General features: G+C 68.8%; 26 protein-coding genes. 14 read left to right on the forward strand and 12 right to left on the reverse strand.

Annotation, left to right across the window (positions count from 1 at the left end):
- Positions 1 to 6 precede the first annotated feature (6 nt).
- On the reverse strand, positions 7 to 984 hold the full coding sequence (locus ACWEPG_RS25080; RefSeq protein WP_450114904.1) for a pirin family protein: 978 nt from the start codon (positions 982 to 984) through the stop codon (positions 7 to 9).
- Positions 985 to 1082: 98 nt separating this feature from the next.
- Between ACWEPG_RS25080 and ACWEPG_RS25085 the strand changes: the two genes are divergently transcribed.
- The 3 genes from ACWEPG_RS25085 (at position 1083) to ACWEPG_RS25095 (ending at position 4551) form a co-directional block, all read left to right on the forward strand.
- Positions 1083 to 1421 carry a GNAT family N-acetyltransferase gene (locus ACWEPG_RS25085; RefSeq protein ID WP_450114848.1) on the forward strand — a complete coding sequence of 113 codons (339 nt, stop codon included), beginning with the start codon at positions 1083 to 1085 and terminating at the stop codon, positions 1419 to 1421.
- 194 nt (positions 1422 to 1615) lie between these two features.
- Positions 1616 to 4234, forward strand: coding sequence for a LuxR C-terminal-related transcriptional regulator (locus tag ACWEPG_RS25090; protein ID WP_452595594.1), 2619 nt, complete (start codon positions 1616 to 1618; stop codon positions 4232 to 4234).
- Positions 4235 to 4323: 89 nt separating this feature from the next.
- On the forward strand, positions 4324 to 4551 hold the full coding sequence (locus ACWEPG_RS25095) for a hypothetical protein (RefSeq protein ID WP_450114846.1): 228 nt from the start codon (positions 4324 to 4326) through the stop codon (positions 4549 to 4551).
- Here the strand turns inward: ACWEPG_RS25095 and ACWEPG_RS25100 are convergent.
- Positions 4548 to 5237 (reverse strand): pentapeptide repeat-containing protein, encoded by a 690-nt coding sequence (locus ACWEPG_RS25100; RefSeq protein ID WP_450114845.1) that lies wholly within the window; start codon positions 5235 to 5237, stop codon positions 4548 to 4550. The genes ACWEPG_RS25095 and ACWEPG_RS25100 overlap by 4 nt on opposite strands.
- Before the next feature lie 340 nt (positions 5238 to 5577).
- On the opposite strand from ACWEPG_RS25100, the gene leuA reads away from it, so the two are divergent.
- Complete coding sequence (gene leuA, locus ACWEPG_RS25105) at positions 5578 to 7386, forward strand: 2-isopropylmalate synthase (RefSeq protein ID WP_450114844.1); 1809 nt, start codon at positions 5578 to 5580, stop codon at positions 7384 to 7386.
- Between the two features lie 84 nt (positions 7387 to 7470).
- Here leuA and ACWEPG_RS25110 read toward each other — a convergent pair whose 3' ends face one another.
- The gene (locus ACWEPG_RS25110; protein ID WP_452595595.1) at positions 7471 to 7863 is read right to left on the reverse strand and encodes an SHOCT domain-containing protein; all 393 of its coding nucleotides are present in this window, start codon (positions 7861 to 7863) and stop codon (positions 7471 to 7473) included.
- Between the two features lie 13 nt (positions 7864 to 7876).
- Positions 7877 to 8302, reverse strand: coding sequence for a DUF6325 family protein (locus ACWEPG_RS25115; RefSeq protein WP_450114842.1), 426 nt, complete (start codon positions 8300 to 8302; stop codon positions 7877 to 7879).
- Between the two features lie 148 nt (positions 8303 to 8450).
- Between ACWEPG_RS25115 and ACWEPG_RS25120 the strand changes: the two genes are divergently transcribed.
- Positions 8451 to 8840: an SHOCT domain-containing protein gene (locus tag ACWEPG_RS25120; RefSeq protein WP_450114841.1), complete on the forward strand. Its 390-nt coding sequence runs from the start codon at positions 8451 to 8453 to the stop codon at positions 8838 to 8840.
- 115 nt (positions 8841 to 8955) lie between these two features.
- Here the strand turns inward: ACWEPG_RS25120 and ACWEPG_RS25125 are convergent, their stop codons facing one another.
- Positions 8956 to 9849, reverse strand: coding sequence for a LysR family transcriptional regulator (locus ACWEPG_RS25125; RefSeq protein ID WP_450114840.1), 894 nt, complete (start codon positions 9847 to 9849; stop codon positions 8956 to 8958).
- 72 nt (positions 9850 to 9921) lie between these two features.
- On the opposite strand from ACWEPG_RS25125, the gene ACWEPG_RS25130 reads away from it, so the two are divergent.
- The 4 genes from ACWEPG_RS25130 to ACWEPG_RS25145 are packed head-to-tail and all read left to right on the forward strand — an operon-like array spanning position 9922 to position 13605.
- Entirely contained in the window at positions 9922 to 10926 is a 1005-nt protein-coding gene (locus ACWEPG_RS25130) for an EamA family transporter (protein WP_450114839.1), read from the forward strand.
- Between the two features lie 30 nt (positions 10927 to 10956).
- Positions 10957 to 12213: a MurT ligase domain-containing protein gene (locus ACWEPG_RS25135; RefSeq protein ID WP_450114838.1), complete on the forward strand. Its 1257-nt coding sequence runs from the start codon at positions 10957 to 10959 to the stop codon at positions 12211 to 12213.
- Entirely contained in the window at positions 12206 to 12922 is a 717-nt protein-coding gene (locus ACWEPG_RS25140) for a type 1 glutamine amidotransferase (RefSeq protein ID WP_452595596.1), read from the forward strand. The genes ACWEPG_RS25135 and ACWEPG_RS25140 overlap by 8 nt, the downstream gene beginning before the upstream one ends.
- Positions 12923 to 12978: 56 nt before the next feature.
- Positions 12979 to 13605: a maleylpyruvate isomerase family mycothiol-dependent enzyme gene (locus ACWEPG_RS25145; protein WP_452595597.1), complete on the forward strand. Its 627-nt coding sequence runs from the start codon at positions 12979 to 12981 to the stop codon at positions 13603 to 13605.
- Positions 13606 to 13869: 264 nt separating this feature from the next.
- Here ACWEPG_RS25145 and ACWEPG_RS25150 read toward each other — a convergent pair whose 3' ends face one another.
- The 3 genes from ACWEPG_RS25150 to ACWEPG_RS25160 form a co-directional block, all read right to left on the reverse strand.
- Positions 13870 to 14646 (reverse strand): VOC family protein, encoded by a 777-nt coding sequence (locus ACWEPG_RS25150; protein WP_452595598.1) that lies wholly within the window; start codon positions 14644 to 14646, stop codon positions 13870 to 13872.
- An 85-nt stretch (positions 14647 to 14731) separates the two neighbouring features.
- On the reverse strand, positions 14732 to 16195 hold the full coding sequence (locus tag ACWEPG_RS25155; RefSeq protein ID WP_452595599.1) for a lipase family protein: 1464 nt from the start codon (positions 16193 to 16195) through the stop codon (positions 14732 to 14734).
- A 198-nt stretch (positions 16196 to 16393) separates the two neighbouring features.
- On the reverse strand, positions 16394 to 17773 hold the full coding sequence (locus ACWEPG_RS25160; RefSeq protein ID WP_452595604.1) for an NAD(P)/FAD-dependent oxidoreductase: 1380 nt from the start codon (positions 17771 to 17773) through the stop codon (positions 16394 to 16396).
- A gap of 144 nt (positions 17774 to 17917) precedes the next feature.
- On the opposite strand from ACWEPG_RS25160, the gene ACWEPG_RS25165 reads away from it, so the two are divergent.
- Both ACWEPG_RS25165 and ACWEPG_RS25170 read left to right on the forward strand, forming a co-directional pair.
- Positions 17918 to 18847, forward strand: a complete 930-nt coding sequence (locus tag ACWEPG_RS25165) for a LysR family transcriptional regulator (RefSeq protein ID WP_450114833.1) — start codon at positions 17918 to 17920, stop codon at positions 18845 to 18847.
- Positions 18848 to 18948: 101 nt separating this feature from the next.
- Positions 18949 to 19692 carry a DUF899 domain-containing protein gene (locus ACWEPG_RS25170; RefSeq protein ID WP_450114832.1) on the forward strand — a complete coding sequence of 248 codons (744 nt, stop codon included), beginning with the start codon at positions 18949 to 18951 and terminating at the stop codon, positions 19690 to 19692.
- Positions 19693 to 19704: 12 nt separating this feature from the next.
- On the opposite strand, the gene recR is transcribed toward ACWEPG_RS25170, so the two are convergent.
- Together recR and ACWEPG_RS25180 are read right to left on the reverse strand one after the other, a co-directional pair.
- The gene (recR, locus tag ACWEPG_RS25175; RefSeq protein WP_450114831.1) at positions 19705 to 20313 is read right to left on the reverse strand and encodes a recombination mediator RecR; all 609 of its coding nucleotides are present in this window, start codon (positions 20311 to 20313) and stop codon (positions 19705 to 19707) included.
- An 11-nt stretch (positions 20314 to 20324) separates the two neighbouring features.
- Positions 20325 to 20624, reverse strand: a complete 300-nt coding sequence (locus ACWEPG_RS25180; protein WP_450114830.1) for a YbaB/EbfC family nucleoid-associated protein — start codon at positions 20622 to 20624, stop codon at positions 20325 to 20327.
- A gap of 143 nt (positions 20625 to 20767) precedes the next feature.
- On the opposite strand from ACWEPG_RS25180, the gene ACWEPG_RS25185 reads away from it, so the two are divergent.
- Positions 20768 to 21562 carry an Rv3717 family N-acetylmuramoyl-L-alanine amidase gene (locus ACWEPG_RS25185; RefSeq protein ID WP_450114902.1) on the forward strand — a complete coding sequence of 265 codons (795 nt, stop codon included), beginning with the start codon at positions 20768 to 20770 and terminating at the stop codon, positions 21560 to 21562.
- A gap of 33 nt (positions 21563 to 21595) precedes the next feature.
- On the opposite strand, the gene ACWEPG_RS25190 is transcribed toward ACWEPG_RS25185, so the two are convergent.
- A complete protein-coding gene (locus ACWEPG_RS25190) occupies positions 21596 to 22030 on the reverse strand; it encodes an SRPBCC family protein (RefSeq protein WP_450114829.1) in 435 nt (144 codons plus the stop codon).
- 270 nt (positions 22031 to 22300) lie between these two features.
- On the opposite strand from ACWEPG_RS25190, the gene ACWEPG_RS25195 reads away from it, so the two are divergent.
- Together ACWEPG_RS25195 and ACWEPG_RS25200 are read left to right on the forward strand one after the other, a co-directional pair.
- Positions 22301 to 23701 carry an FAD-binding oxidoreductase gene (locus tag ACWEPG_RS25195; RefSeq protein ID WP_450114901.1) on the forward strand — a complete coding sequence of 467 codons (1401 nt, stop codon included), beginning with the start codon at positions 22301 to 22303 and terminating at the stop codon, positions 23699 to 23701.
- Positions 23698 to 25023 carry a class I SAM-dependent methyltransferase gene (locus ACWEPG_RS25200; protein ID WP_450114828.1) on the forward strand — a complete coding sequence of 442 codons (1326 nt, stop codon included), beginning with the start codon at positions 23698 to 23700 and terminating at the stop codon, positions 25021 to 25023. Before ACWEPG_RS25195 ends, ACWEPG_RS25200 begins: the two co-directional genes overlap by 4 nt.
- Positions 25024 to 25094: 71 nt before the next feature.
- Here the strand turns inward: ACWEPG_RS25200 and ACWEPG_RS25205 are convergent, their stop codons facing one another.
- The gene (locus ACWEPG_RS25205; protein ID WP_452595600.1) at positions 25095 to 26117 is read right to left on the reverse strand and encodes a hypothetical protein; all 1023 of its coding nucleotides are present in this window, start codon (positions 26115 to 26117) and stop codon (positions 25095 to 25097) included.
- Between the last annotated feature and the right edge of the window lie 280 nt (positions 26118 to 26397).

Genomic DNA, 26397 nt, shown 5'->3' on the forward strand with positions numbered 1-26397 from the left:
GAGCGATCAGCCCCGCGGCTTGAGCCGGGTGTTCGGCAGGATCGGCGCCGGGATCGTCTGTCGCCACTGCGCCGGGAACGGGCCGAACCGGCTCGTGTCGGGATCGGACTGGTCGTCGCGTTCGCGCTGCCAGTCCTCCCGGTAGCCGGCGATCTCGTCGTGACTGCGGCCGACGAAGTTCCACCACATCACGATCTGCTCGCCGAACGGTTCTCCACCGAGCAGCAGGATCCGCACCGGCCCCTCGGCCGACGCGACCAGGTCGAGGCCCGCCGGCCCGGCGGGCAGGTACACCAACTGTCCGATCGTCGCATCGACTCCCGCGACCGTCACCGACCCGGTGTCGACCATGACCCCATGCTCGAACGACGGGTCCAGCTCGACGCGCAGCGACTGCCCTGCCTGCAACGTCAGCTCGGCGCCGAGCAGCGGCGTGAAGGTCCGCACCGGTGACGTGTGCCCGAACAGGCTGCCGAGGAACACCACCGCCTGCGCGCCCTCGACGTCGAGCACCGGAGGTGCGTAATGCTCGAAAGCCGGTGCGGTGAAACGGTGTTCGTCTGGCAGCGCCACCCACAGCTGAACGCCGTGCAGGAAGGCGGTGTCCGGCGTGGAGAACTCCGAGTGCGCAATCCCCGAACCCGCGGTCATCAGGTTCACCTCCCGCGGCCGCACGATCGCGTGCGCGCCGGTGGTGTCCCGGTGCTCGATCTCGCCGCTGAACACCCACGACACCGTCTGCAGCCCGGTGTGCGGGTGCCCCGCGACCTTCATGCCGCCGCTGTGCCGTACGTCGTCGGGACCGTAGTGGTCGAGGAAGCACCACGCGCCGATCAGGGTCTGGCCTCGTTGCGGCAGTGACCGGCGCACCGTCATCGCCCGCGGACCGCCGAGGGGGACCTCGCGATAGTCGAGCAGGCGCGGCGCGTGCCCATCGCAGGTCTCGCACACGACCTCGGTGGGTGCGGGGTCGAGGTTGCTCATCGGATCGGTGATCCTCTCGGTCGAGAATGACATTCAGCGTCGAGCGTAACGCCCGGGGCAAACACACCACGAAAACGAAACTGCGCCATAGTTGATTCATGACCGACGATTCGACCTCGCCCACACCGTCCCCCGCCGTACGCGACGCAGGCGACCGCTACGAGATCACCGTCGGCGACGAACTCGCCGGCCTCACCCAGTACCTCGACCACGGTCAACAGCGGATCTTCTTCCACACCGAGGTGGACGAACGCTTCGCGGGACAGGGTCTGGCCGCGATCCTCGTCCACGACGCCCTCGCCGCCACCGTCGCGAGCGGCCGACGCATCGTGCCGATCTGCCCGTACGTGGCGAAGTACCTGCAACGCCACCACGACTTCGACGCTCATGTCGATCCGGTGACAGAGGAGGCGATCGCCGCGGTCCGGGCCCAGTGACCGCCCCTGGCCCCGGCCACATCGACGGGGCACCTTCCTCGTAACCATCTCGTGTCCGTTTCGTGGTAAGTCCGACGCGCGAAAACAGCCCCCTCGTAATACGATTCGAAATCGCTGGTCCCCGCGGGGTTCCCCCGCGGGGCAATGCCGGTGCGCAAGCCCCGGCGCGATACCCGCGAGGAACGAGGCCAGAGATGTCCGTCGCGAACTGCACCACCCGTCGGGCGCGGGTACCCGCCTACGGGCGAGCGGTGATCCGCCGCCACCGGCTGCACGAGGCCCTTTCCGCCACCATGTCGCCACCCGAGGGGACGCCGAGTTCCGTCGCCCTGCTCAGCGCACCCGTGGGGTCGGGCAAGACGATGCTGCTGGCCGACTGGGTGACCGAAACCGCTGCGGGACAAGACGCCCCGACGACCGCGTGGCTCACCGTCCAGGAGTCGGACAACGAGCGAGAACCGCTGGCGCCGGTGCTCACCGCACTGCGTGCCACCGCCGACGCCGAGGTCCTCGACGCACTGTCCGACCTTCCGGCCGCCGACAGTGACGAGTATCCGGCCGTCGTCGCGGAATCACTCGGAACCCTGAGCAGACCGATCCTGCTGATCCTCGACGACGTACACCTACTGCACGCCCCAACCGCTCTCGAAGCGCTCGGGGCGTTTCTGCGCTGGGCGCCACCGACGGTCCGGACGGTGCTCGCCGCCCGGTACGAGCCACCGCTGGCACTGCATCGGATGCGACTGGACGGGCGTGTCCGCGACTTCCCTCCACAGGAGCTCGCATTCACCGAGGAGGAGGCCGCGCAGCTGTTCTCCGACCACCCCGTCACCCTCGACACGGACGACCTGCACGCAGTGTGGGAGCAGACGCAGGGGTGGGCGGTCGGGCTCCGGCTCGCCGCGATCGTTCTGGGCCGCTCCGCCGACCCGACCGCGGTGATCGCGGACTTCGGCGGGGACAACCAGGTGGTCGCGGACTACCTCGTCGGCGAGGTCCTCGATCACCTCGATCCGGCGGAACGCGCCTTCGTCGTGGAGTCGTCGATTCCCGACAGCTTCACCGTCGAACTCGCCGAAGCCCTCACCGGCAACCCGAACGCCCGCGGCATCCTCGACACCCTGGAGCGGGAGAACTTCCCCCTCGAACGGGTGGCGGGCCGGCCCGGCTGGTACCGATTCCGCCCGCTCCTGCGCGATTACCTGCGCGCGGAAGTGAGCCGGCTCGGGCGGAGCGCGGTTGCCGATCTGGAGAACGTCGCGTCGCGATGGTTCGCCGAGTCCGGCGCCGACGCGCGGGCCCTCGAGCACGCGCAGCACGCCGGCGACATCCGGGCCCTGCGGTCCCTGCTCGCCGGTCGCGGCCTCGGGGCGGTCCTCCGTGGCCACGGGGCGAAGGTGATCGAGGTCCTCGACCACGCGCCACCGTCAGTGCGATCGGGCCGCACCGCCCGCCTCGTTCGCGCCGCCGCGGAGATCGCCCGCGGCAACGAAGCGGCCGCGGCGTCCGTCCTGGGAGCGGCCGGCTCGACCACGACCACCGAGACGCCGCACTCGCGTCTGCTCGAACACACCCTGCGTCTACAGCTCGCGCTGCGGACCGGCGGTGTCGAGGACGCCCTCGACCGGCTTCACGACGACGACGCCGGCGCCTCCGGCAAACCCGAACTCGACGCTTTCGTCCTGCTCTCCGAGGGCGCCGCCGAGCTGTGCCTCGACCAGCTCGATCGCGCCGGGCAGCACCTGGAGGCCGCGGCGGCGACCGCGCGATCCGCGGACCTGCCCGCGCTCGAGGTCGAGGCGTTGACCTGGCTCGCGGCGGAGGCGGCCTTCCGCTGCGAACTCGGCACGATGGACCGGCACGCCTCGGCGGCAATCGGCCTCGGCCGAAGCCGTGACCTGGCGGGCGGCACCCATGTCCGGCTCGCGGAGTTGATGCGCGACTGGGGCCGCTACCTGAGGATGGACCCGCCGGCGGTACCGGACGACGCCGAACATCAGACCCTCACCGAGTGCCCGGACGACGCCATCACCGATGCCGCGGCCTGTGTTCGGGAATTGCTCCGACGGTCGGACACGACAGGGAGGCGGCCGTCGGGCGTGGCGATCCACGCGCACCTCGAGTCGGCGGCGCGGCACCCGCTGCCGCCGGGCACGGTCGCGCTGTTGGCCCCGGTGGTCCACCGCATCCTGCTCGACGAAGGACAGGAACCACACCTCGGGCAGTTGTCCGCACACACCGCGCGCGTCCTCGGGCGCGGCGGCGAGCTCGCGCTGATCGTGGCGATGACCGCGGCCCACCGGGGGCGGGTGGACGCCGCGAGCACGGAACTGGAGCCGGTGTTGTCGGGCGAGCTGAGCTGCACGGCACCCGTCACATTGATCCACGCCTGGCTGCTGGACGCATCGATCGCCGACCGTCGGCACGACGACCTCCGGGCCCGGGCCGCGGTCACCGAGGCATTGCGTCTCGCCGAGCCCGAGGGGATCCGACGTCCGTTCTTCGACGGCGGCGGCGGAACGATCCGGTCGCTGCTGGACCGTCACAGTGGCCGATTCGGCGTTCTCGACGGATTCGCCGAACAGGTCCGCGCCGTCGTCCCCGCCGCTGCGGGACGCGCCACCCTGCTCACCTCACGGGAGCGGGAACTGTTGACGGAGCTGCCGTCGTGGCGCACCGCCGAGCAGATCGCAGCGGACCTGTTCGTCTCGGTGAACACCGTCAAGACCCATCTGCGCGGGATCTACCGAAAGCTCGGGGTCCGGACCCGGCAGGAGGCCATCGCCGAGGCCCGAGTCCGGGGCCTGCTCTAGCGAAGTTCACCATCGACGGGTGAGGTCCGCCACATCGTGGTCCGGCAGGCTCGGACACGAGCAGCCGGATGACCACGGGAGGTGCGGCAGTGTCGCAGAGACCTCACGGCCGGGTCCGTTACGAGTTCCTGGTGCGCGGCACACTGTCGGCACGGGCACTGGCGGCGTTCCCCGAGCTGGCAGGTGTCGGAGCACCAGCGGGCCACACGCGCCTCACCGGCCCGGTGGACGGTGATCAGGAACTGCGCGCGATGCTCGCCCGGTTCGACGCCCTCGGTCTGACTGTGATCGAGATGCGGCGGCTGCCCGAGCCCTAGCCGACGCCGACGAAGCTGTTGTTCGTCGAACCCGTGATGTTGAGCCCGAAGGGACCACTCGGATCGGTGCCGGTGTTGCCGCCCGTGTCGACGCCGACGCCGGCGTCGTTCGCAGAGCCGGTGACGTTGATCGGGAACGGGAGGGAGCTGCCGCCACTCGTCTCGGCATCCGGATCGTCGGCGGTGGTGACCGCGCCGGTCAGGTCCGCACCGACTGCACCGGTGAGGTCCGCGCCGATCAGCTTGGCGCCGGACAGCCGCGCCCCGGTCAGTGTGGCGCCCGTCAGCTTGGCGCCGTTGAGATCCGCACTCGACAGATTGGCATTCTTGAGGTTCGCACCGGTCAGATCGGCACCGGACGCGAGGCCGAGGTAGAAGTTCGCCTGGGAGAGGTTCGCCCCCACCAACGTCGCGTCGGTCAGGTCCGCGCCTAGCAGATTGGCACCGGACAGATTCGCATGGGACAGGTCGACACCCGACAGGTTCGCGCCGGCGAGGTTGGCGCCCGCGCAGTCGGTGAAGGTTGTCTCCGTGGGATCCGACACAATCGTGCAGCCGCCGACGACCGTGTCGGCGGACGCCACCGGCGCCGATACGACCAGCCCGGCCAGGACGAGACCAGCGCCCGCGGCCGCGACGCCGAGCCTGGCCCGCACATGGTTACGCCTGCTGTTCAGTACCGACATGTCGATCTCGCTTCCCCAGTGAAACCCCCGATAGAGGGCTGAATCCGCCTAGACCGGCACACACTAACGAAACGGTCACGACCGCGGTGGATGTTTCGTAAAACAAGCGTCCAGGAAACGCTGATGACGGTCCGCGCGACACGCGGGCGAGTGCTGTGATCTCGCCGGGCGCCGGTCCGGCCGATCCGACCAGCGGGTAGACTGCCCTACATGCAGCGGGCGCTCCTTCTTAACTGCCGCGACGGGGTCTGATTTCAGACCGGCTCCCGTCGCGGGGTTCAGTCGCGCCGGTCGATTCACCTTTAGGACTACCCGTCCCCTCTATTTCGGAGATTCGTCAATGTCACCCGCCGACGCCTTTACTTCCGGATCGCGCACCATCACGCCGCCGTCCAAGCCCGCGCCCGCCGATCAGCCCGCCTGGAACACCCAGAAGAACTCCTCCATGCCGACCTACCGGTACCAGCCGTTCGCGGAGGAGGTCGAGCAGATCACGCTCGCCGACCGCACCTGGCCGGACAAGGTGATCGACCGCGCCCCCCAGTGGTGCGCCGTGGACCTGCGGGACGGCAATCAGGCACTGATCGACCCGATGAGCCCGGCCCGCAAGCGCCGCATGTTCGACCTGCTGGTCCGGATGGGTTACAAGGAGATCGAGGTCGGCTTCCCGTCGGCGAGCCAGACCGATTTCGATTTCGTCCGCGAGATCATCGAGGACAACGCCATCCCCGACGACGTCACCATCCAGGTGCTGACCCAGTCGCGGCCGGAACTGATCACCCGCACCTTCGAGGCATGCCAGGGCGCGAAGAGCGTCATCGTGCACTTCTACAACTCCACCTCGATCCTGCAGCGCCGGGTCGTGTTCCGCGCCGACAAGGACGCGATCAAGAAGATCGCCACCGACGCCGCGGTGCTGGTGCTCGAGGAGTCGAAGAAGTACCCGGACACGAACTGGCGCTGGGAGTACTCCCCCGAGTCCTACACCGGCACCGAGCTGTCGTACGCCAAGGAGGTGTGCGACGCGGTCACCGAGGTGCTGCAGCCGACCCCGGAGAACCCGGTCATCCTGAACCTGCCGGCGACCGTCGAGATGGCTACGCCGAACGTGTACGCCGACTCGATCGAGTGGATGCACCGCAACCTGGCCCGCCGCGACTCGGTCATCCTGTCGCTGCATCCGCACAACGACCGCGGCACCGGTGTCGCGGCCGCCGAGCTGGGCTACCAGGCCGGCGCGGACCGCATCGAGGGCTGCCTGTTCGGCAACGGTGAGCGCACCGGCAACGTCTGCCTGGTCACGCTCGGCCTGAACATGTTCACCCGCGGCGTGGACCCGCAGATCGACTTCTCGAACATCGACGAGATCCGCCGCACCGTCGAGTACTGCAACCAGCTGCCGGTGCACGAACGGCACCCGTACGGCGGCGACCTGGTCTACACCGCGTTCTCCGGCAGCCACCAGGACGCGATCAACAAGGGTCTCGACGACATGAAGTTCTCGGCGGACGCGCAGGACGCGGACATCGACGACATCGTGTGGCAGGTGCCCTACCTGCCGATCGACCCGAAGGACGTCGGTCGCACCTACGAGGCCGTCATCCGGGTGAACTCGCAGTCCGGCAAGGGCGGCGTCGCGTACATCATGAAGGCCGACCACGGCCTGCAGCTGCCCCGCCGCCTGCAGATCGAGTTCTCCCAGTCCGTCCAGAAGATCACCGACGGTGAGGGCGGTGAGGTCTCCCCGAAGGAGATGTGGGACGTCTTCCACGAGGAGTACCTGGCGCCGATCATCCCGCTGGAGCGGATGCGCCAGAAGGTGACCGCATCCGAGGAGGACGGTGGCACCGACGCCATCACCGCCGTGGTGAAGGTGGACGGCAAGGAGCAGGAGATCTCCGGCTCCGGCAACGGTCCGCTGGCCGCGTTCGTCGACGCGCTCTCCACCATCGGTTTCGACGTGCGGGTGCTCGACTACAACGAGCACGCGATGTCCGCCGGCGACGACGCCCAGGCCGCCGCCTACGTCGAGGCCGCGGTGACGCTGCCGGACGGCAGCACCAAGGTCGTCTGGGGCGTCGGAATCGCCACCTCGATCACCACCGCCTCGCTGCGCGCGGTCGTCTCCGCCGTCAACCGCGCTCACTGAGCTCCCCTGCCAACGACCGAAGGGCCGCTTGTTCGGATCAGCCGAACAAGCGGCCCTTCGGTCGTAGCCGGGGAGAGTGCCGCGTCAGCCCAGCAGTTTTGCCTTGGCGGCCGCGAACTCGTCGTCGCTGAGCACGCCGGCCTGGTGCAGCTCACCGAGCTGCTTGAGCTTGGCGATCATGTCGTCCTCCGCGGGCGCGGCCGGCGCAGGTGCGGCCGCCTGCTGGGCCGCGGCCTGCTGGGCGGCGGCCTGCTGGGCGGCGGCCTGCTGGGCGGCGGCCTGCTGGGCGTACTGCTGCTGTTGGTACGCCTGCTCCTGCTGTTGCTGGTCCGAGTAGGCCTGCTGCTCCTGGTACTTGCGCTGCGCCCGCCGGTCCATCGCGTTGGTGGTGGCCCTGGCGGTGCCCGCGACCACCGCGGTCCGCGCGACGGTGCCGAGCAGTCCCGGACGCCCCACGCGCCCTGCCCTGAAAACCATTGCTCTTCCTTCCCTAGAGTGCGGCCTCGACCGCGGCGACGATGACGTCGTGTGGGATCTGGACGTGCAGCGCGACCTCGCCACCCGCCGCGCGGGCACTCGACACGAATTCGCGTGCCCACGTCTGCTCGTACACGATGATCGCGGCCGAACTGCCCGGATCCAGCGACTCCCGGACCACGTCGAGGTCCTCGTCGCTGATCAGTGCCTTCGCCTCGATCGACAGAATCTCCAGGCCCACGTCCTGCAGGTCCTCGTCGACGTCCACCTGGGTGATGTTGCCCGCCTCGTCCTTGTGGATGTAGACGAGGTCCAGAAGCGTCACGTAGCCACGTGACACCACGTTCTGCAGCGCCGCGACCGTCGCGGAATCCACCTTGGCGCCCGGAAACGCCAGCACGACCAGCTCGACCGGCCCGATGTTCACCGTCTCGTCCATGCGTCCACTCTCGTCCTGCAGGCCACGGTGCGCATCACCCGCCGCGGATGAGGACCGATCTCACCTGCTGCGGATGAGGCGCAGGCCCCGGCCGGAGAGCGATCCTCTATCCAACAATCGAATCACTATCGTGAATTGGAGGCGTCCGATGAACTCTGCCGTCGACTCGTTCTGGGACTTCCTGTGGCTGATCCTCATCACGTTCGCCTTCGTGGCGTACCTGATGCTGCTCTTCGCGATCATCGGAGACATGTTCCGCGATCACAAGCTTTCGGGCTGGTGGAAGGCGGTGTGGGTGTTCTTCCTGATCTTCGTGCCATTCCTTACGGCGCTGATCTACCTGATCGCGCGCGGAGACGGCATGACCCAGCGCTCGCTGGCGGCCGCGCAGCACATGAAGACCGAACAGGACGCCTACATCAAATCCGTTGCCGGTAAATCACCGGCCGACCAGATCGCGGACGCCAAGGCGCTACTCGATTCCGGCACCATCACCGAGGCGGAGTTCACCGCGCTGAAGGGGAAGGCACTCGGCTAGCTGCCGGTCGTTTCCACACCGCTCCGGGCACCCCGCGTGGGTGCCCGGAGCGCTGTCGTTCGTGGCCGGGTGCGCCTCCCGCACCGGCACCGTGGGCTCGACCGATCGGGGCCGGTCACCCGCCGACGACGGCCGCCTGCGCGCGTACTGCCGAGAGGACCGCCCGGACCGCGGGACGTTCGGCGGCGGCGGGCCGGGTGGCGAGCTCGTAGATCCGTGCAGCGCGAACCCCGGTGAGGCGCTTGCTCACCAACCCGCGATGCGCGGGGACGTACCGCGGCATCAATGCGACACCGTGCCCGGCGAGCACGAGTTCCTCGATGACCCGGAAGTCGTTGATCCGCTGCACGACTCGCGGTTGCACCCCGGTGGCCGAGGCGACGGACTGCAACACGTCGTCGACCGGGAACCCGCCCCTCACACTGATCCAGTTCTCCTCGGCCAACTCCTCGAGCGCGACCTGTGGGCGGCCGGCGAGCGGGTGGTCCGGCGCGAGCACAAGGTCGATCGGTTCCCGCAGGAACGGTTCGAAACGCACTCGCGGGGAGACCAGTGCGGGCGCGCGTTCGTCGCGGTGGGTGACCACCACGTCGAAGTCCGCCAGCAATCGCGGGACCTCCGACGCGGGCTGGTCGACGTCCCGCGCGTCCACCTCGACCCCGAGGTTCGCGATCCGGGTCAGCACCCCCGGCAGCAACAGGGCGGCACCGGACGGGAACATCGCCAGCCGCACCCGGCCCCTCGGTGAACCTGCGTACGACGCCATCTCCTCGGTGGCACGGTCGAGCGCGGCCAGGACGTCGTCGGCGCGGAGGACGAGCGCACGACCGGCGTCCGTCAGGCGCAGGCGTCGGCCGTCCGGTTCCAGGATCGGCACTCCGGCCTCGCGGGCGAGCAGTTTGAGCTGTTGGGAGACCGCGGACGGGGTCAGCGAGAGCGCCGACGCGGTCGCGGCGACCGTGCCTCGGTCGGCCAGCTCCCGCAGTACCCGCAGCCGCACCACATCCATGTAGCAAAATTACATCGTTGGTGAACCAATATTCGATTGTCCTGATGTTTAGGTGACCGCACGATTGATCGCATGACCAACCGCGACCGCCTGCTCGGGATCCTCGTCGCTCTGCTGTGGGGCCTGAACTTCCTGGCGATCCGCGCGGGCCTCGATCACTTCCCGCCGTTCTTCTTCGTCGCCCTGCGATTTCTGGTGATCGCGATCCCGGTGGTGCTGTTCGTGCCGCGCCCCAACGTCCCGCTGCGCTGGCTGCTGCTCTACGGCACCGGATTCGGTGTACTGCAGTTCGCCTTCCTGTTCTGGGCGATGGACTCCGGCATGCCGACCGGCCTGGCGTCGCTGGTGCTGCAGGCCTCGGCACCGATGACAGTGCTGCTCGGCGCGCTGCTGCTGCGCGAACGGGTCGGCCGCAGGCAGGTGGTCGGCATCGTCGTCGCGGTCGGCGGCATGGTCGCGATCGGCTGGGACCGCTTCACCCACGCGAGCCTGCTCCCCCTGCTGCTGACCCTGTGCGGCGCGTTCGGCTGGGCCCTCGGCAACATCGGCAGCAGGCAGGCGGGCACCGCCGACCGCCGGGCAGGCACGGACACCGGGTCGCCGATGCGGCTGATGCTGTGGATGACGGTGATCCCGCCCCTGCCGATGCTGGCGCTCTCCGCCGTGATCGAGGGCCCGACCGCGGGATGGTCGGCACTCGGCTCGTCGCTGACCACCGACGGGTGGCCCGCACTGGCCGGACTGGCCTACGTCGTCGCGCTGGGCACCATCGTCGGGTCGGGATTGTGGACCGGGTTGATGAGCCGCTACCCGGCGTCGACGGTGGCCCCGTTCTCGCTGCTGGTACCGGTGGTCGGGATCGGCGCCGCCTGGCTGGTCCTCGACGAGCGACCCACCGCATTGGCCCTGGTCGGCGCGGTGGTGGTCGTCGGCGGCTGCCTGTTCGGCGTCACCCGTCCGCGCACCCCCCGACCGATCGGAACCCTGCCGGCCGTACCCGCCGGGGATCCGGCGACTGTGTCCGCCGGCGAGCCGGCAACTGTGGCACTGCCCACCCCGGCCCCGGCACGCTCCTGACCCGGCGACGTGGTGTGGAAAACTGCGCCCGTGGCAAGTAGCACTCGATTCTCCGCACGAGGACGCCTCGCACTGCGCGCGGCCGCGCTGGCGTCCTGGGCGTCGCAGAAGGCCGGACGGGGTAAGGGGTCGATGATCGGCGGGCTGATCGCCCTGAAGATCGACCCGACTCTGATGACGCAGCTGGGACGCGGCAAGCGGACCGTGCTGGTGACGGGCACCAACGGCAAGTCCACCACCACCCGGATGACCGCCGCGGCGCTCGCGACCGTGGGCACGGTCGCCACCCAGGCGGACGGTGCGAACATGGACGCCGGGATCGTCGCGGCCCTCAGCGTCGGCATCGACGCCGAACTCGCCGCCATCGAGGTGGACGAGCTGCACACCCCGCACGTCGCGGACGCGCTGGACCCGCAGGCGATCGTGCTGCTCAACCTCAGCCGCGACCAGCTGGACCGGGTCGGCGAGATCAACATGATCGAGCGTCGGCTGCGGGCCGGCCTCGCCGCGCACCCGAATGCGGTCGTGGTCGCGAACTGCGACGACGTGCTGGTCACCTCCGCCGCCTACGACAACCCGAACGTGGTGTGGGTGGCCGCGGGCTCCGGCTGGGCGAACGACGCCACCAGTTGTCCGCGCAGCGGCGAGCCGATCGTCTGGGACGCCGACGGCAACTGGCGCAGCACCGGTGCCGACTTCGCGCGGCCCACCCCGGACTGGTGGCTGGACGACGAAAACCTCTACGGGCCGGACGGTCTGGTCATCCCGATGTCGTTGACCCTGCCCGGGCGCGCGAACCGCGGCAACGCGGCACAGGCGGTGGCCGCGGCCGTCGCGCTGGGCGCCGATCCGACGGCCGCGGTCGCCGCGGCGGCGGGGGTGCGCGAGATCGCCGGACGGTACGCCGCCGTCCAGGTCGGCCCGCACTCGCTACGGATGCTGCTCGCCAAGAATCCCGCCGGCTGGCAGGAGGCGCTGTCGATGATCGACCCCACCGTGGACGGTCTCGTCATCGCGGTGAACGGCCAGGTGCCCGACGGCGAGGACCTGTCCTGGCTGTGGGACGTGCGCTTCGAGCACTTCGAAGGCGTCAAGGTCGTCGCATCCGGCGAGCGCGCCACCGACCTCGCGGTCCGGCTCACCTACGCCGGTGTCGAGCATTCCCTCGAACCGGATCCGTTGCGTGCCATCGCGTCCTGCCCGGCGGGCCGGGTCGAGGTGCTTGCCAACTACACCGCGTTCCGGGATCTGAACACCGCCGTCACGAAGGGAGCCGAGCATGTCTGAGTCGACCGTGCGGATCGGACTGGTGCTTCCCGACGTGATGGGCACCTACGGAGACGGCGGCAACGCGCTGATCCTCCGTCAGCGACTGCGGATGCGCGGGATCGACGCGGAGATCGTGGACATCACCTTGTCCGACCCGGTTCCCGAATCCCTCGACGTGTACACCCTTGGCGGAGCAGAGGATTCGGCGCAACGCCTGGCCACCCGGCACCTGCAGCGCTATCCCGGACTGCAGAAGGCGGCGGAGCGGGGCGCGCCGGTGCTGGCGATCTGTGCAGCGATCCAGGTCCTCGGGCACTGGTACGAGACCTCCGCAGGGGAGCGGGTCGAGGGCGTCTCGCTGCTCGACGTCACCACCTCCCCGCAGCAGACCCGTGCGATCGGCGAGGTGATCACCCGACCGCTGATCGATGGCCTGAGCCAGCCACTGACCGGGTTCGAGAACCACCGCGGCGGTACCGCGCTCGGCGCGGACGCCCGTCCGCTCGGGTCGGTCACCCACGGCGTCGGCAACGGGGTCGGCGACGGCTACGAGGGTGTGGTGCAGGGGTCGGTGATCAGCACCTACATGCACGGCCCTGCGCTCGCCCGCAACCCGGAACTGGCAGACCTGCTGCTGGCCCGCGCACTGGGCGTGGACTCGCTCGCGCCCCTGGACCTGCCGGAGGTCGACCGACTGCGGCGCGAGAGGCTCGCGGTCGGTCGCTGACCCTCTCCGACCGGTGTAGCTTCCGAGGTACACCCACCTCGATCCAGGGAGGGGACATGGCCGTTTCGGAGCCGTGGCCGCTGATTCACGCCGAACGCGCCGCGCTGGCGGACGATCTCGCCGACCTCACCGACGACCAGTGGTCCTCGCCCTCGCTGTGCACGCAGTGGTCGGTGTGGGAGACCCTCGGCCACATGACGGCAACGGCGAAGATGACACCGTTGAGGTTCGTGACCAAGATGGTGGGAACGGGCCTGCGTTTCGAGACGTTCGCCGCCAAGAACGTCGCCGCCGAGACCCGCGGGACCCCGGCCGACACGTTGGCCGAGTTCCGTTCCGTGCTCACGTCCACCTCTGCCCCGCCGGGACCGGTGGACTCGTGGCTCGGTGAGACGATCGTCCACGCCGAGGACATCCGTCGCCCCCTCGCCATCGGCCACACGTATCCGATGGACGCACTGGTGCGAGTCGCCGACTTCTACAAGGGATCGAACCTGCTGATCGGCACGAAGAACCGGATCGAGGGCCTGTCGCTGCGGGCGACGGACACCGCCTGGACGATCGGTTCGGGCCCCGAGGTGGCGGGACCGATGCTGGACCTGCTGATGGCGATGACGGGACGCGCAGCCGGCCTCGACGGACTCACCGGCGAGGGCGTGGGCACCCTCCGGGAACGCCTGTAGCGCGCCGCGCCCCTTCGTGGACCGCCCCCAGACAGGGGTTCGGCCGAGAACGTAGCGATAAATCGCGCTCCCGGCCGGATCTCTGCTTCTCAAGGTTGTTCGAGCCGTTACCAGTTCGCTTTTTCCTTGATCCGCAACACTCACGGTACGCCCGGCCCTGCACCCCACGCAATAGTGTTGACCAGGCGATTTCGGCCGAATTCGAGCATGTCACCGTAAACCCGTACCCGCCCGACACGGGACGGGTACGGGGCACGGACGCCGCTACTCGGCGGGCGGCTGCACGATCAGGAACCGGGCCCCGAGCGGGTCGGTCACCGTGGCCAGCCGGCCGTACGGGCTGTCCTCGGCCGGTCGCTCGACGCTGCCGCCGAGTTCGACGACCCTCGCCACCGCGGCGTCGGTGTCCTCGACCCCGAGGTAGAACTGCCAGAACGACGGCACCCCTTCGGGCAGGAAACCGGAGGCGTCCATGACACCCGCGATCTCGCCGCCGTTCAGCCTGGCCTGCGAGTACCGGAAGTCGTCGGTGTCCGACAGCGTCGCGTACTCCCACCCGAAGACCTCCGAGTAGAACGGCAGCGCGGCGCGGTAGTCACGGGACATGGTCTCGAACCAGGCGGGCGTGCCGGGCTCGCCCCACCGCCCGTACCCGGGATGCCGGTCGGGCTGCCACACCCCGACGACGGCCCCGGCCGGATCACTGAGGACGGCCATGATGCCCTGGTCCCCGACCTGCATCGCGGGCATCATCACCTGACCGCCCGCCGCGGACGCCTTCTCCACGGTGGCGGCGGCGTCCGCGGACTCGAGGTACACGGTCCACACGTCACCGTAGGGATCGTCCGGCCCCTGCTTCATCATGCCCGCGACCGGTTGGCCGTCCTTGCTGAAGATGGCGTACCCACCGTACTGAGGATCGGCGTTGGTGTCGCAGGCCCAGCCGAAAAGGCCGGCGTAGAACGGGACCGCCCGCGACGGGTCGGAGGTGAACAGGTCGACCCAACACGGGGCGCCGACCAGTGATTGACGCTGGGGCACAACGGACTCCTATCGCAAAAGGATTGCCGAGGACTGGTGCATCCCCAACCTACGCGCACACCCCGACATGTTCCGGGCGCCGCGGTCAGCACTCGTTCGGGGCAGGCTCCCCGCGCAGTCGCGCGTCGATCCAGTCGAACGCCCCCGAGTTCCCGGTGATCTCACCGACCACATGCTCACCCGGTACCTGCCGGTACACGGCGCTGACCCCCTTCGCGCACTGTTCGTCGTACAGGTTGCGTGCACCGAGTGCGGGGATCCAGAACTCCTGACCGCCGTTGTAGATGTACAGCGGAGTACCGGCTGTGTAGTCGGCCATCTTCGTGATGGCGTAGATCTCGTGTGCGACAGGTGAATCCAGTGCCTTCTTCACGTTGGCCAACGCCTCGGCCGGTACACCGGGAATACCGGCGAGGGCGAGCACCCCGACGCACTGGTCCTTGAGCCCCGAGACGCCCAGCTGCTGCCCCAGACTGTTGGCGAGGGTGAGGATCTGCACCCGTTCGCGGGAGACCCCGAACAGCGCGGCCAGGAACAGTCCCCCGGCGAGGTTGCCGTTCATGGTGCGGCCGAGCATCTCGAAGTCCGCGGGCACCCCGCCCATCGCGGCTCCTGCGATGTCGGACTTCAGTTCCGGTGCGTACGAGTCGATCAGCTTGACCGCACCGTGTGTGGCGATCGAACCGCCCGAGTACCCCATCATCGCCAGCTTGCTGGTGCCGAACTCCGCGGGGTAGAGGGTGCGCATGCCGCGGATCGTGTCCAGGATCGCGTGCCCGGCCACGAACGGTTCCCCGTACGCCATCCGTGGGCCCTCGTGGTCCGGAATGAGCACCGCGTAGCCCCGTTCCTCGGCCTTCGAGGTGACGGGGCGCAGCAACTCGAACGGGTTCGTCGACGGGGTGATGCCGTGGGCGAGGGTGTGCGCCGGGGTGCACGCCCTGCCGAGGCCGTTGATCGGGACGTTGTTCACCAGCACCGGCCGCGGCCCGGGACCGGCCCACGGGGTTGCCGGGACGACAAGGGTGGCGGTCGCGAAGGACGCCTCGCCTAGCGCATCGGTTGTCTTGACCTTGAACTGGCGAACCTCCCGCACCGGACCACGCAGGAACTGCCGGGCCACCGTGGTCACGTCGCGTGTCTCGATGACCTCGCCGTTCGCCATGCCGGGCAGACCGGGCGGGTACTCGTCGAAGAACGGTTCCCCGAGCGGCGCCGGCAGCATCTCCAGGCGCAGCGTCTCCAGACCCGGCGGGTCGAGGTCGGGCTCGGGGATGATCGAGCCGACCACCGGCGGCAGCACGGAGCCCAGCGGAGACCGGGCCACCGACGCCGTCCCCAGCGAGCCGGTGATGAGGGTGGTGCCGTTGAGCAGCGTGCCGTCCGAACCGGTCCCGTCGGTCAGCGATCCGGTGCCGACCGATCCCTCGCCGCCCGCGCTGCCGCTGGACTGTGCCGCGGCCGTGGTGGCACCGCCACAGACCGCGACCGTCACCGCCACCGCGGTGACCCACATTCGAACCCAGAAACCCCCATGCTGGATACGCATGGCGGGCACGCTAGCACCGGCCCGATGCCCTGTCGCGGCGGAGCAGAATCACGGAACCCGCGTCGACACTTAGGTTTTCGAACTTACGAGGAGGACGGTGGACCCGATTCGTCCGAATCGTGGCGCACCGGTGCCGAGACGAAAGAACCGCGGCCACCCGGAAGGGCGACCGCGGTTCTCGAAGTTCGGCGGGTGGCGTCAGGAGACGGCGACCGGCTCCTTCGGGCCGTTCGGAACGACGCTCTTGATCACCTCGGGCTTGATCTCCTCATCCTCCGAATCAGCTTCGGCGACAATGGGTTCGGAGATGTTCTGCGGTTCCTGCGCGTAGTGGAAGTGCGGTCGGCGGTGGCCGAGGAAGGAGCCGAACCACGACATCACCGCGACGTACCGGTTCCGGAAACCGACCAGGTACACCATGTGCACGGCCAGCCACAGGACCCACGCGACGAACCCGGTGAGCTCGATGCTCTTGACCTTGGTCACGGCGCGGAAGCGGTTGATGATCGCCATGCTGCCCTTGTCACGGAACTTGAACGGGGTGCCGCGCTTGGTCTTGCCGAGGATGGTCCGCGCAACGTGGCGACCACCCTGCATCGCGACCGGCGACTGGCCGGGCAGGTTGTTCAGCGAGGTCATGTCGCCCACGGCGAAGATGTCGGCGCGACCACCGACGGTGAGGTCGGGGTTGACCAGCAGTCGGCCCGCGCGGTCCGTCTCGCAGCCGGTGCGCTCGGCGAGGACCGCCGCGAAGTCGTTGGCCTGCACGCCCGCCGACCAGATGACCGTCTCGGCGGTGCGCCGGACGCCCTCCTGCTCGCCGTGCGCCTTGAACGTCGCGCCGTGCTCGTCGATGTCGGTGACGAGGGTGTTCAGCACGACCTCGACGCCGGCCTTCTCCAGCGACGCCTTGGTGTACTCGCTGAGCTTGCCGCCGTAGGCCGGCATCGCGACACCCGCGCCCTCGACGAGGGTGACGGTGACGTCCTCGGCGGTGATCCCGCGAATCGACTGCTCGAAGTAGCGGCCGGCGAGCTCCTTGATCTGACCCGCGAGCTCGACACCGGTGGCGCCTGCGCCGATCACGATGAAGCTGAGCAGGTTCTTCGCGCGCTCGGCGTCGGAGGTGGTGTGCGCCTCCTCGAAGCAGCGCACGATCTGGGCGCGCAGTCGCTCGGCGTCGTCGACGGTCTTGAGCGCGAAGGTGACCTTCGCGAACTCGTCCCGTCCGAAGTACGACTGCCGGGCGCCGGTGGCGGCGACCAGCGAGTCGTAGCCGAGGGTGTGCCGCTGGCCTGCGGCCTCGTAGACGAGCTCCTTGGCCTCGGCGTCCACGTCGACGACACGACCGAGCCGGACGTCCGCCTTCGGGTACTTGGCGAGGATCGCGCGCACCGACGGCGCGATCTCTCCCGCGGCGAGGACACCGGTCGCCACCTGGTACAGCAGGGGCTGGAACAGGTGCTCGGTGGTCTCGGAGATCAGCACGAAGGGCTTGCCGGCCTTGGCCAACTTCTTCGCGGTGGCGAGCGCGCCGAAGCCCGACCCCACGATGACGACCTCGGTCTTGTCCTTCACTGCCTCACCCACGGAAACCTCCTACTGAATCAACGCTGAATCAGACGTATGAGAGCCACGCTAAGTATTTACGGCGTCATCTCGCCACTGTCGTGGACTATTCGCAATTCAGTTATCGCGTTTGCTCATAAGTAGGATGTCTCCATGGACTTCCGGCAGCTCCGCTACTTCCTGGCGGTGAGCGAGGAGCTGAGCTTCAGCCGCGCCGCAGAGAAGTGCTTCATCTCGCAGTCCGCGATCAGTCACCAGGTCAGCAAGCTCGAGCACGAGCTGGGTGTCTCGCTGTTCGACCGGTCCACCCGGGTGGTGCGGCTGACGGCCGCGGGAGCCCGGCTGGTGCCGATCGCCCAGCAGGTGCTCAGCCTCGAGACCCAGGCCCATGCCGTCGTCAAGGAGCCACGCAACCGGGTCCGGATCACCGCGAACATGACGTTCGCGCCGCAGAGCCTCGACGCGATCGCCGGTGTCCGCGGCAGGCACCCGGACCTGGACATCGAGTTCGTGATCAAGAGTTTCGCGGAGCGCGTCGACGCCGTCGCGTCCGGGGACGCGGACATCGCACTCATCCGCGGTGCCGTCGACCGCCCAGGCCTCGTGACCGTCCAGCTCGGCGTCGAGGACCTCCTCATCGTCACCTCGAGCCAGCACCCGCTCTCGGCGTTCTCCACCGTCGAACTCGGCGAACTCGCCCCGTACCCCCTGCTTCTGCCGCCCCGGCACAGTCAGGTCCTGATCCACAGCGTCATCGAGGACGCGTTCGTGGAGGTCGGGCGCCGGGTCCAGTTCGGGCCGCCCATCGCCCGCGACCACACCGCCACCCTCGACGTGATCACGAACCCACGGGCATGGACCGTGCTCTACGCCAGCACGGTCACCGACAACACACCCCGCACAGGACTGCGCGTCATGCGCGAAGCCGGGAACCGACTGCGGGTACCCGTATGCGGCGTGGTGCGCAGCGATGCCACCGATTCGCCCGCGATGGCCGACCTCGTGAGCTCGTTGCGGCAGAGCATCAAACCCGGCGGCACCCACGGTCCCGCGCTCCCCGACCCGGAGGAACCCGGACTGTAGTGAAGCCATCGGCGGTCGTGGCCCCTGGCGATGAGTTCGGGGCGCTGGAAGGGTCGAACCTGTCGGGGGGATCCGGGGGCACGACCACGAAGGAGATCGCCATGAACCTGCCGAGGATCGGGACCCACGACGAATGGCTGGCCGCCCGCACCGAACTTCTCACCAGGGAGAAGGAGCTGACCCGGCAGCGGGACGCCCTCAACACCGCGCGCCGGAACCTGCCGATGGTCGCGGTGGAGAAGGACTACGTCCTGCACGGCCCCACCGGCCCGGTGCGGCTGCTCGACCTGTTCGACGGCCTGCGACAGCTGATCGTCTATCACTTCATGTTCGACCCGTCCTGGGACGAGGGCTGTCCCAGCTGTACCGCGGGCACCGACGAGTTGTCGCAGGGATTCCTCGAGCACCTGCGTGCACGCGACACCGCCTACGCCATGGTGTCGCGCGCACCGCTGGAGAAGTTGCAGCGCTGGCAGGCCGAGCGCGGTTGGGACCTGCCGTGGTACTCGTCCCACGGGTCGGATTTCAACTACGACTTCGGGGTGACGATCGACGAGTCGGTCACCCCCGCCCGGTACAACTACCGCAGCCGCGCCGAGTTCGAGGCGATGGGTAGCGACTTCTTCGACTACGAGCAGCCGTTCGAGATGCCGGGCCGCAGCTGCTTCCTGCGCGTCGACGACCGGGTGTTCCACACCTATTCGCAGTACGCACGCGGTCTGGAGTCGACGGGCGGCTCGTACTACTTCCTCGACCTCACCGCCCTCGGCCGACAGGAGGAGTGGGAGGAACCGAAGGGACGCAGCGACACGACACACGGTGCCCGGCCGGACTTCACGTCCTGACCGGGCACCGCGTCACATCGTGCGACGTCCCGACAGGGCCCGCCCGAGCGTCAACTCGTCGGCGAACTCGAGATCACCACCCATCGGCAGTCCCGACGCGAGCCGGGTGACGGTCAGTCCCGGGAAGTCGCGCAGCATCCGCACCAGATAGGTCGCGGTCGCCTCCCCCTCGGTGTTCGGATCGGTCGCGATGATCACCTCCGCGACGTCCACCCCGTCCTCCTGATTTCCGATGCGCGCCAGCAACTCCCGAATGCGGAGCTGATCGGGGCCGACACCGCTGAGCGGATCCAGCGCGCCGCCGAGCACGTGGTAGCGACCGCGGAACTCACGGGTCCGCTCGATCGCCTGCACGTCCTTCGGCTCCTCCACCACGCAGATGACGGTGCGGTCGCGGCGGTCGTCGGAACAGATCCGGCACTTCTCCTTGTCGGACACCGTCCCGCAGACGACGCAGAACTGCACGCCGTCCCGCACCCGCTGCAGCGCGTTCTGCAACCGCTCGATCTCCGGGGGCTCGACGCCGAGCAGGTGGAACGCGATCCGCTGCGCGCTCTTCGGCCCGATTCCCGGCAGCTTGCCGAGCTCGTCGATCAGATCCTGGACCGGACCCTCGTACACGCTCCGCCTCGCTAGAAGGGAAGTCCGGGCAGGCCGCCCGCCAGCGGACCGAGCTTGCCGGCCGCGATCTCCTGTGCCTTGGCCGACGCGTCCGCGATCGCGCCGATCACCAGGTCCTGCAGGGTCTCGACGTCCTCGGGGTCGACGACCTTCGGGTCGATGGCCAGGGCCACCACCTCGCCGGTGCCCTTCACCGTCGCCGTCACCAGGCCGCCACCGGCCTGCCCGGTGACCTCCGCCTGGGCGATCTCGGCCTGAGCGGCCATGAGCTGTTGCTGCATCTGCTGCGCCTGGGCGATGAGCTGCTGCATGTCGGGTTGTCCACCGGGTTGCACGTTGCGGTCCTCTCTGCGCGTGTTTGCACGCCAGCGTAGACGCACCCGGCTACGGTGGGCGCGTGCGAGCGACGTCACGGCCTCGCGGCCCGCGCGCCGCCAGGGTTCCCCTCACCCGGCTGGGCGCTCTTGCCGCCGTCACGCTCACCGTCGCCCTGACCGGCTGCACCATCCCCACCGACGGCGCCGTCACGGCCGGCGAGCCGGGCACCACCACCGCGCCACGCCCGGAGGGCGCCGACGAGCAGCACGCCTCCGCCACCCCGCTGACCGGAAAGACCGTGTTCCTCGACCCCGGGCACAGTGGATCGCACGACTCCGCGATCACCGCCCAGGTCCCGACCGGTCGCGGCGACACGAAGGACTGCCAGACCACCGGCACCGCAACCGCCGACGGCTACCCGGAACACACCTTCACCTGGGAGGTGGTCGGGTTGATGCGCACCGAACTCGAAGCACTGGGCGCCAGGGTGATGCTCAGCCGGTCGGACGACACCTCCGTCGGCAGTTGCGTCGACGAGCGGGCGGCGGCCGCGAACGCGTCCTCCGCCGACGCCGTCGTCGCGGTGCACGCGGACGGCGCCGAGCCCGGCCAGCACGGATTCCACGTCTGCTACTCGGCGCCGCCGCTCAACGACACGCAGGCCGGACCGTCGGTGACGTTCGCGACGACGATGCGCGACGCGCTGGTCGACGAGGGCCTGGCCCCGTCGACCTACACCGGCACCCAGGGCCTGCAGGCCCGCGCCGACCTCGCCGGGCTGAACCTGTCGGAACGGCCGTCGATCCTGGTGGAACTGGGCAACATGCGCAGCCCCGGCGAGGCCCGGCAAATGACCGACGACGCCGGCCGGGCCCGCTATGCGCAGGCCGTGGTGCGCGGCGTCGTCGTGTATCTGGGGAGCACCTCCTGATCCCGCTGGGGATCGGGAGGCCCGCCCACCGTCCTAGCCCAGTTCGCGGGCCAGCTTCTCGAGAACCGCGGCCTGAATCTTCTTGAGCCCCAGCGGGGCGAAAATCTTCTCGAAGAAGCCGCCGACGCCGCCGGCACCGTTCCACGTCGTTGTGGTCGTGACCGTCGACCCGGACCCGTGCGGGGTCACGGTCCAGGTGGTGACCATGCTGGAGTTCGCATCCGACTCGGTGACGGTGTCACCGGCCACGGTGATCGCGGCCTTGACGTTGCGCGTGCGCTTCTCGGTCGCCTTGAGCGCCCACTGCACCACGGTCCCCGCGCCCTGCCCGCCCTCGAGCACCCGGTAGTCGGAGTAGTGCTCGGTCAGGATGCGCGGGCGCACGGTCTGGTAATCCGCAATCGCGGCGAGCGCCGCCTCGGGAGCCGCCCCGACCTCGACCGAACTGCTGGCACTGACCTGTCCCACCGGGCACTCCTCACTCCTGACGGGTCGGCCGGACGCCTGCCCCGTGTACGGCCCATCGTGCCTGCTCCGAGGCGTGTCCGGCCACCCCCTTGGGAACCCTGTGCCTCGTATCACAGGGCGCCCACCGTCGGATTCCCGGGCACCGATTCCGCGACGCGTCGGCCACCTTCCGTCGCCGGAACCCCCATCAGGGGATAGCGTCGAAGGGTGGCAGTCACTTCCAGTGCATTCCGCAGGCGCTCGGACCGACGATCGACCACTCCGCTCGAGATCGGGCCACAGGCCCACAGAGTGGGGGTCGACCGTCTGTTGGCGAGCTATCACGCCATCCCGCCCTCCGCGACGGTGCGCCTCGCGAAGAAGACGTCGAACCTCTTCCGGGCCCGGGCGAAGACGAACGCCCCGGGCCTCGACGTGTCGGGCCTGTCCGGGGTCGTCTCGGTCGACCCGGTCGCCCGGACCGCCGACGTCGCCGGAATGTGCACCTACGAAGACCTCGTGGCCGCGACACTGCCGTACGGGTTGGCGCCACTGGTGGTACCGCAGCTCAAGACGATCACGCTGGGCGGAGCGGTGACCGGGCTCGGCATCGAGTCCACCTCGTTCCGCAACGGCCTGCCGCACGAGTCGGTGCTCGAGATCGACGTCCTGACCGGCAGCGGCGAGATCGTCGAGGCGACCCCGGACGGCGACCACGCCGACCTGTTCTACGGGTTCCCGAACTCGTACGGCACCCTCGGCTACTCGACCCGACTGCGAATCCAACTCGAGACCGTCAAACCCTATGTGGCACTCCGGCACCTACGATTCGACGACGTCGAGTCCCTGCAAGCGACCATGGACACGATCGCCCGCACCCGGACCCACGACGGCGTCGCGGTGGACTACCTCGACGGCGTCGTGTTCTCGGCGACCGAGTCCTACCTGACGCTCGGCACCCAGACCGACGAGCCCGGCCCGGTGTCCGACTACACCGGCATGGACATCTACTACCGGTCCATCCAGCACGAGTCGGTCAACCACCCGAAGACCGACCGGCTGACCATCCACGACTACCTGTGGCGATGGGACACCGACTGGTTCTGGTGCTCACGGGCCTTCGGGACGCAGAACCCGAAGATCCGGCGCTGGTGGCCGAAACGCTGGCTCCGCAGCAGCTTCTACTGGAAGCTGATCGGCCTGGACCAGAAGTACGACATCGGCGACCGGCTCGAGAAGCGCAAGGGCCTGCCCCCACGCGAGCGGGTGGTCCAGGACGTCGAGGTGCCGATCGAGCGGACCGCGGATTTCGTCCACTGGTTCCTGCGAGAGGTCCCGATCGAACCGATCTGGTTGTGCCCGTTGCGGTTGCGTGAACCCGCGCCTCCCGGCGCGGCCGCGGATCGGCCGTGGCCGCTGTACCCCCTCGAACCCAAGCGGACCTATGTCAACATCGGGTTCTGGTCGTCCGTGCCGATCGTCGCGGGAGAACCGGAAGGCGCGACCAACCGGCTGATCGAGCGCACCGTGACCGAGTTCGACGGCCACAAGTCGCTGTACTCGGACGCCTACTACTCGAAGGACGAGTTCACCGCGCTCTACGGCGGCGAACGCTACGACGGATTGAAGAAGAAGTACGACCCGGACTCACGTTTACTGGACCTGTATTCGAAGGCGGTGCAACGCAAATGACCATGTTCAAGGAGCCGAGGACCACAGCCCGAGCGCACGGAATCGAGGGCGGCAAGTTGTCGATCGCCGAGATCCTCGAGATCGTCGTCGGCAAGGATCTACCGGTGTACTTCACTGCGTACGACGGCAGTTCGCTCGGATCCCCGGATGCGCAGTTCCACCTGAACCTGCGCTCGCCCCGAGGCACCACCTATCTCGTGACCGCCCCCGGCGACCTGGGCCTGGCCCGCGCCTACATCTCCGGTGACCTCGAGGTCACCGGCTCCCATCCCGGGAACCCGTACGAGGTCCTGCGGGTGCTCGGCGAGCAACTGCACTTCAGCCGGCCGTCGCCCCGCGAACTGGCCCTGATCACCCGATCCCTCGGCTGGGACGTGCTCAAGCCCATCGCTCCCCCGCCCCAGGAGTCGCTGCCGCGGTGGCGGCGCATCGCGGAGGGTCTGCGCCACTCGAAGACACGGGACGCCGAGTCGATCCACCACCACTACGACGTCTCGAACGCCTTCTACGAGAAGGTCCTCGGCCCGTCGATGACGTACACCTGTGCGGCCTACGAGTCCGACGACCAGTCGCTCGAGGACGCGCAGGAGAACAAGTACCGCCTCGTCTTCGAGAAGCTGAACCTGAAGAAGGGCGACCGCCTCCTCGACATCGGTTGCGGCTGGGGCGGAATGGTCCGCTACGCCGCCCGCCGCGGCGTGAAGGTGATCGGCGCGACGCTGTCCGCCGAGCAGGCCGAGTGGGCGCAGCAGGCGATCGCCGAGGAGGGCCTGTCGGATCTGGCCGAGGTCCGGCACTCCGACTACCGCGACATCGCCGAGACCGGGTTCGACGCGGTGTCGTCGATCGGCCTGACCGAGCACATCGGCGTGCACAACTACCCGTCGTACTTCGGGTTCATCAAGTCGAAGCTGCGTGACGGTGGGCTGATGCTCAACCACTGCATCACCCGCCCCGACAACAAGCACACCGCGCGCGCCGGTGGCTTCATCGATCGCTACGTCTTCCCCGACGGCGAGCTGACCGGCTCGGGACGGATCATCACCGAGATCCAGGACATCGGGCTCGAGGTGCGCCACGAGGAGAACCTCCGTGAGTCCTACGCCCTGACCCTCGCCGGATGGTGCCGCAATCTCGAGGCCAACTGGGACGACTGCGTCGCCGAGGTCGGCGAGGGCACCGCCAAGGTGTGGGGCCTGTACATGGCCGGCTCGCAACTCGGATTCGAGCGCAACGTCATTCAGTTGCACCAGGTCCTCGCCGTCAAGCTGCCCCGGAGCGGCAAGGCGGACCTGCCCCTGCGTCCGTGGTGGAAGGCCTAGGCAGCTCCGCTGCTCGTGCGCGGTTTGCGGGTCCAGGGACCCGCAAACCGCGCACGAGCGCCACAGGCGCCTCAGTGCTCCCGGGCACATCGAAGGCAGGGGTTGTCGGTCCCACGCACCCACCCCTCACGAGCCAGGACGCGCTCGACTTCACGGGCCACCAGGCAGGCCGTCCGCCCGACCTCCTCCATGCCGTAGATCAGCCGGGGGCGGTCTGCGAGTTCGGCGGCGTTGTCGCGGCGACGATCTCGAAACTGGATCTCCCGCATCGAATGCGCCCATCGTCCGTCCAGCCGGACGATGAGCGGCACGCCGTGCACGGTGTAGTCGACGTCCTCCCAGAGAGTCCGGCCGTCGACGATCACCGGCCCCTGACGATCGCCGCCCGGGAGCCCGTGTGCCCGCTCCACGTCCACGGCGTAGTGGAACTCGAGCGCCGACTGGACACCGTCGGCGAGCAGTGTCACTGCCGAGGCAAGGGCGCGCCGATAACGCCGGGGTGGAGGCTCGACCAGCCGGGACACCACATCTGCCAAACGGATTCGCGCATTGGTCACGGTCATGATCAGCCTGACATAGGCGGCCCGAGCGTTCGGCTCGGAGACCGCGAGGTCGATCGCGGTGTCCGCCTTCGTGGTTCGGGGATGAGCGAAGTCGATTCCGATGTAGGGGTGCGCACGGGACCGGTGCACGATCACCCCGGGATGAAGTGGTCCCGGTCCCCGTCCGGGATGCGCCGGCGGCGCCGGCCGCCTCACCCGTGGAGACTGACACAACGCGGACTTGCCGTAGGGAACCGTGACATGGACAGGGAGCCCTGCCTCCACGGGGAGCCACCCCCACTCCTCGGCGGCGGTGCGATGACTGAGAACGGAGTGACCGCCTCCGTACAGCAGCGCGGCGGACAAGGTCATTTCCCTGGTCAGCGGACCACTGCTGGTCGCGTAGACACCTCGTAGGACCGCTTGCCAGCGACGCGTTTCCAGCCGGTGACGAAGCCGGTCACGGGGATACCCGACCGAACGCAACTGCGCGCCCGAGATCACACCGTGCTGATGATCGATTAGCGCCTGGAGTTCTTCCGACCTGTACATGCATCGAAGCGTTGCCGCCCCCTCCGACTGCAACCCTTCGGCGATCCGGGGGTTGTCCACAGACACCCACTGCGTACGGAGTTGTCCACAGACGCCCACTGCGCTCGTGCGTGGTTTGCGGGTCCCTGCCCGGCTGCTGCCGACCGGCGAGTCGATCCGGGCGTTCGGCGGAATCGAACCGATCGACCCTCGGTATCGGGACTTCGGCACCCTTCTTCTGCTCGAGACGCACCGACAATTCACCCTGCAATAATGTCATAACGCAACTTATCGGCACTTA

This window comes from Rhodococcus sp. NPDC004095 (assembly GCF_053604015.1).

Bases quoted from the DNA above. Each gene is read 5' to 3' on its own strand.
- ACWEPG_RS25080 (WP_450114904.1), bottom strand. From the start codon at position 984: ATGAGCAACCTCGACCCCGCACCCACCGAGGTCGTGTGCGAGACCTGC.
- ACWEPG_RS25085 (WP_450114848.1), top strand. From the start codon at position 1,083: ATGACCGACGATTCGACCTCGCCCACACCGTCCCCCGCCGTACGCGAC.
- ACWEPG_RS25090 (WP_452595594.1), top strand. From the start codon at position 1,616: ATGTCCGTCGCGAACTGCACCACCCGTCGGGCGCGGGTACCCGCCTAC.
- ACWEPG_RS25100 (WP_450114845.1), bottom strand. From the start codon at position 5,237: ATGTCGGTACTGAACAGCAGGCGTAACCATGTGCGGGCCAGGCTCGGC.
- leuA (WP_450114844.1), top strand. From the start codon at position 5,578: ATGTCACCCGCCGACGCCTTTACTTCCGGATCGCGCACCATCACGCCG.
- ACWEPG_RS25110 (WP_452595595.1), bottom strand. From the start codon at position 7,863: ATGGTTTTCAGGGCAGGGCGCGTGGGGCGTCCGGGACTGCTCGGCACC.
- ACWEPG_RS25115 (WP_450114842.1), bottom strand. From the start codon at position 8,302: ATGGACGAGACGGTGAACATCGGGCCGGTCGAGCTGGTCGTGCTGGCG.
- ACWEPG_RS25120 (WP_450114841.1), top strand. From the start codon at position 8,451: ATGAACTCTGCCGTCGACTCGTTCTGGGACTTCCTGTGGCTGATCCTC.
- ACWEPG_RS25125 (WP_450114840.1), bottom strand. From the start codon at position 9,849: ATGGATGTGGTGCGGCTGCGGGTACTGCGGGAGCTGGCCGACCGAGGC.
- ACWEPG_RS25130 (WP_450114839.1), top strand. From the start codon at position 9,922: ATGACCAACCGCGACCGCCTGCTCGGGATCCTCGTCGCTCTGCTGTGG.
- ACWEPG_RS25140 (WP_452595596.1), top strand. From the start codon at position 12,206: ATGTCTGAGTCGACCGTGCGGATCGGACTGGTGCTTCCCGACGTGATG.
- ACWEPG_RS25145 (WP_452595597.1), top strand. From the start codon at position 12,979: ATGGCCGTTTCGGAGCCGTGGCCGCTGATTCACGCCGAACGCGCCGCG.
- ACWEPG_RS25155 (WP_452595599.1), bottom strand. From the start codon at position 16,195: ATGCGTATCCAGCATGGGGGTTTCTGGGTTCGAATGTGGGTCACCGCG.
- ACWEPG_RS25165 (WP_450114833.1), top strand. From the start codon at position 17,918: ATGGACTTCCGGCAGCTCCGCTACTTCCTGGCGGTGAGCGAGGAGCTG.
- ACWEPG_RS25170 (WP_450114832.1), top strand. From the start codon at position 18,949: ATGAACCTGCCGAGGATCGGGACCCACGACGAATGGCTGGCCGCCCGC.
- ACWEPG_RS25180 (WP_450114830.1), bottom strand. From the start codon at position 20,624: ATGCAGCAGCTCATCGCCCAGGCGCAGCAGATGCAGCAACAGCTCATG.
- ACWEPG_RS25200 (WP_450114828.1), top strand. From the start codon at position 23,698: ATGACCATGTTCAAGGAGCCGAGGACCACAGCCCGAGCGCACGGAATC.
- ACWEPG_RS25205 (WP_452595600.1), bottom strand. From the start codon at position 26,117: ATGTACAGGTCGGAAGAACTCCAGGCGCTAATCGATCATCAGCACGGT.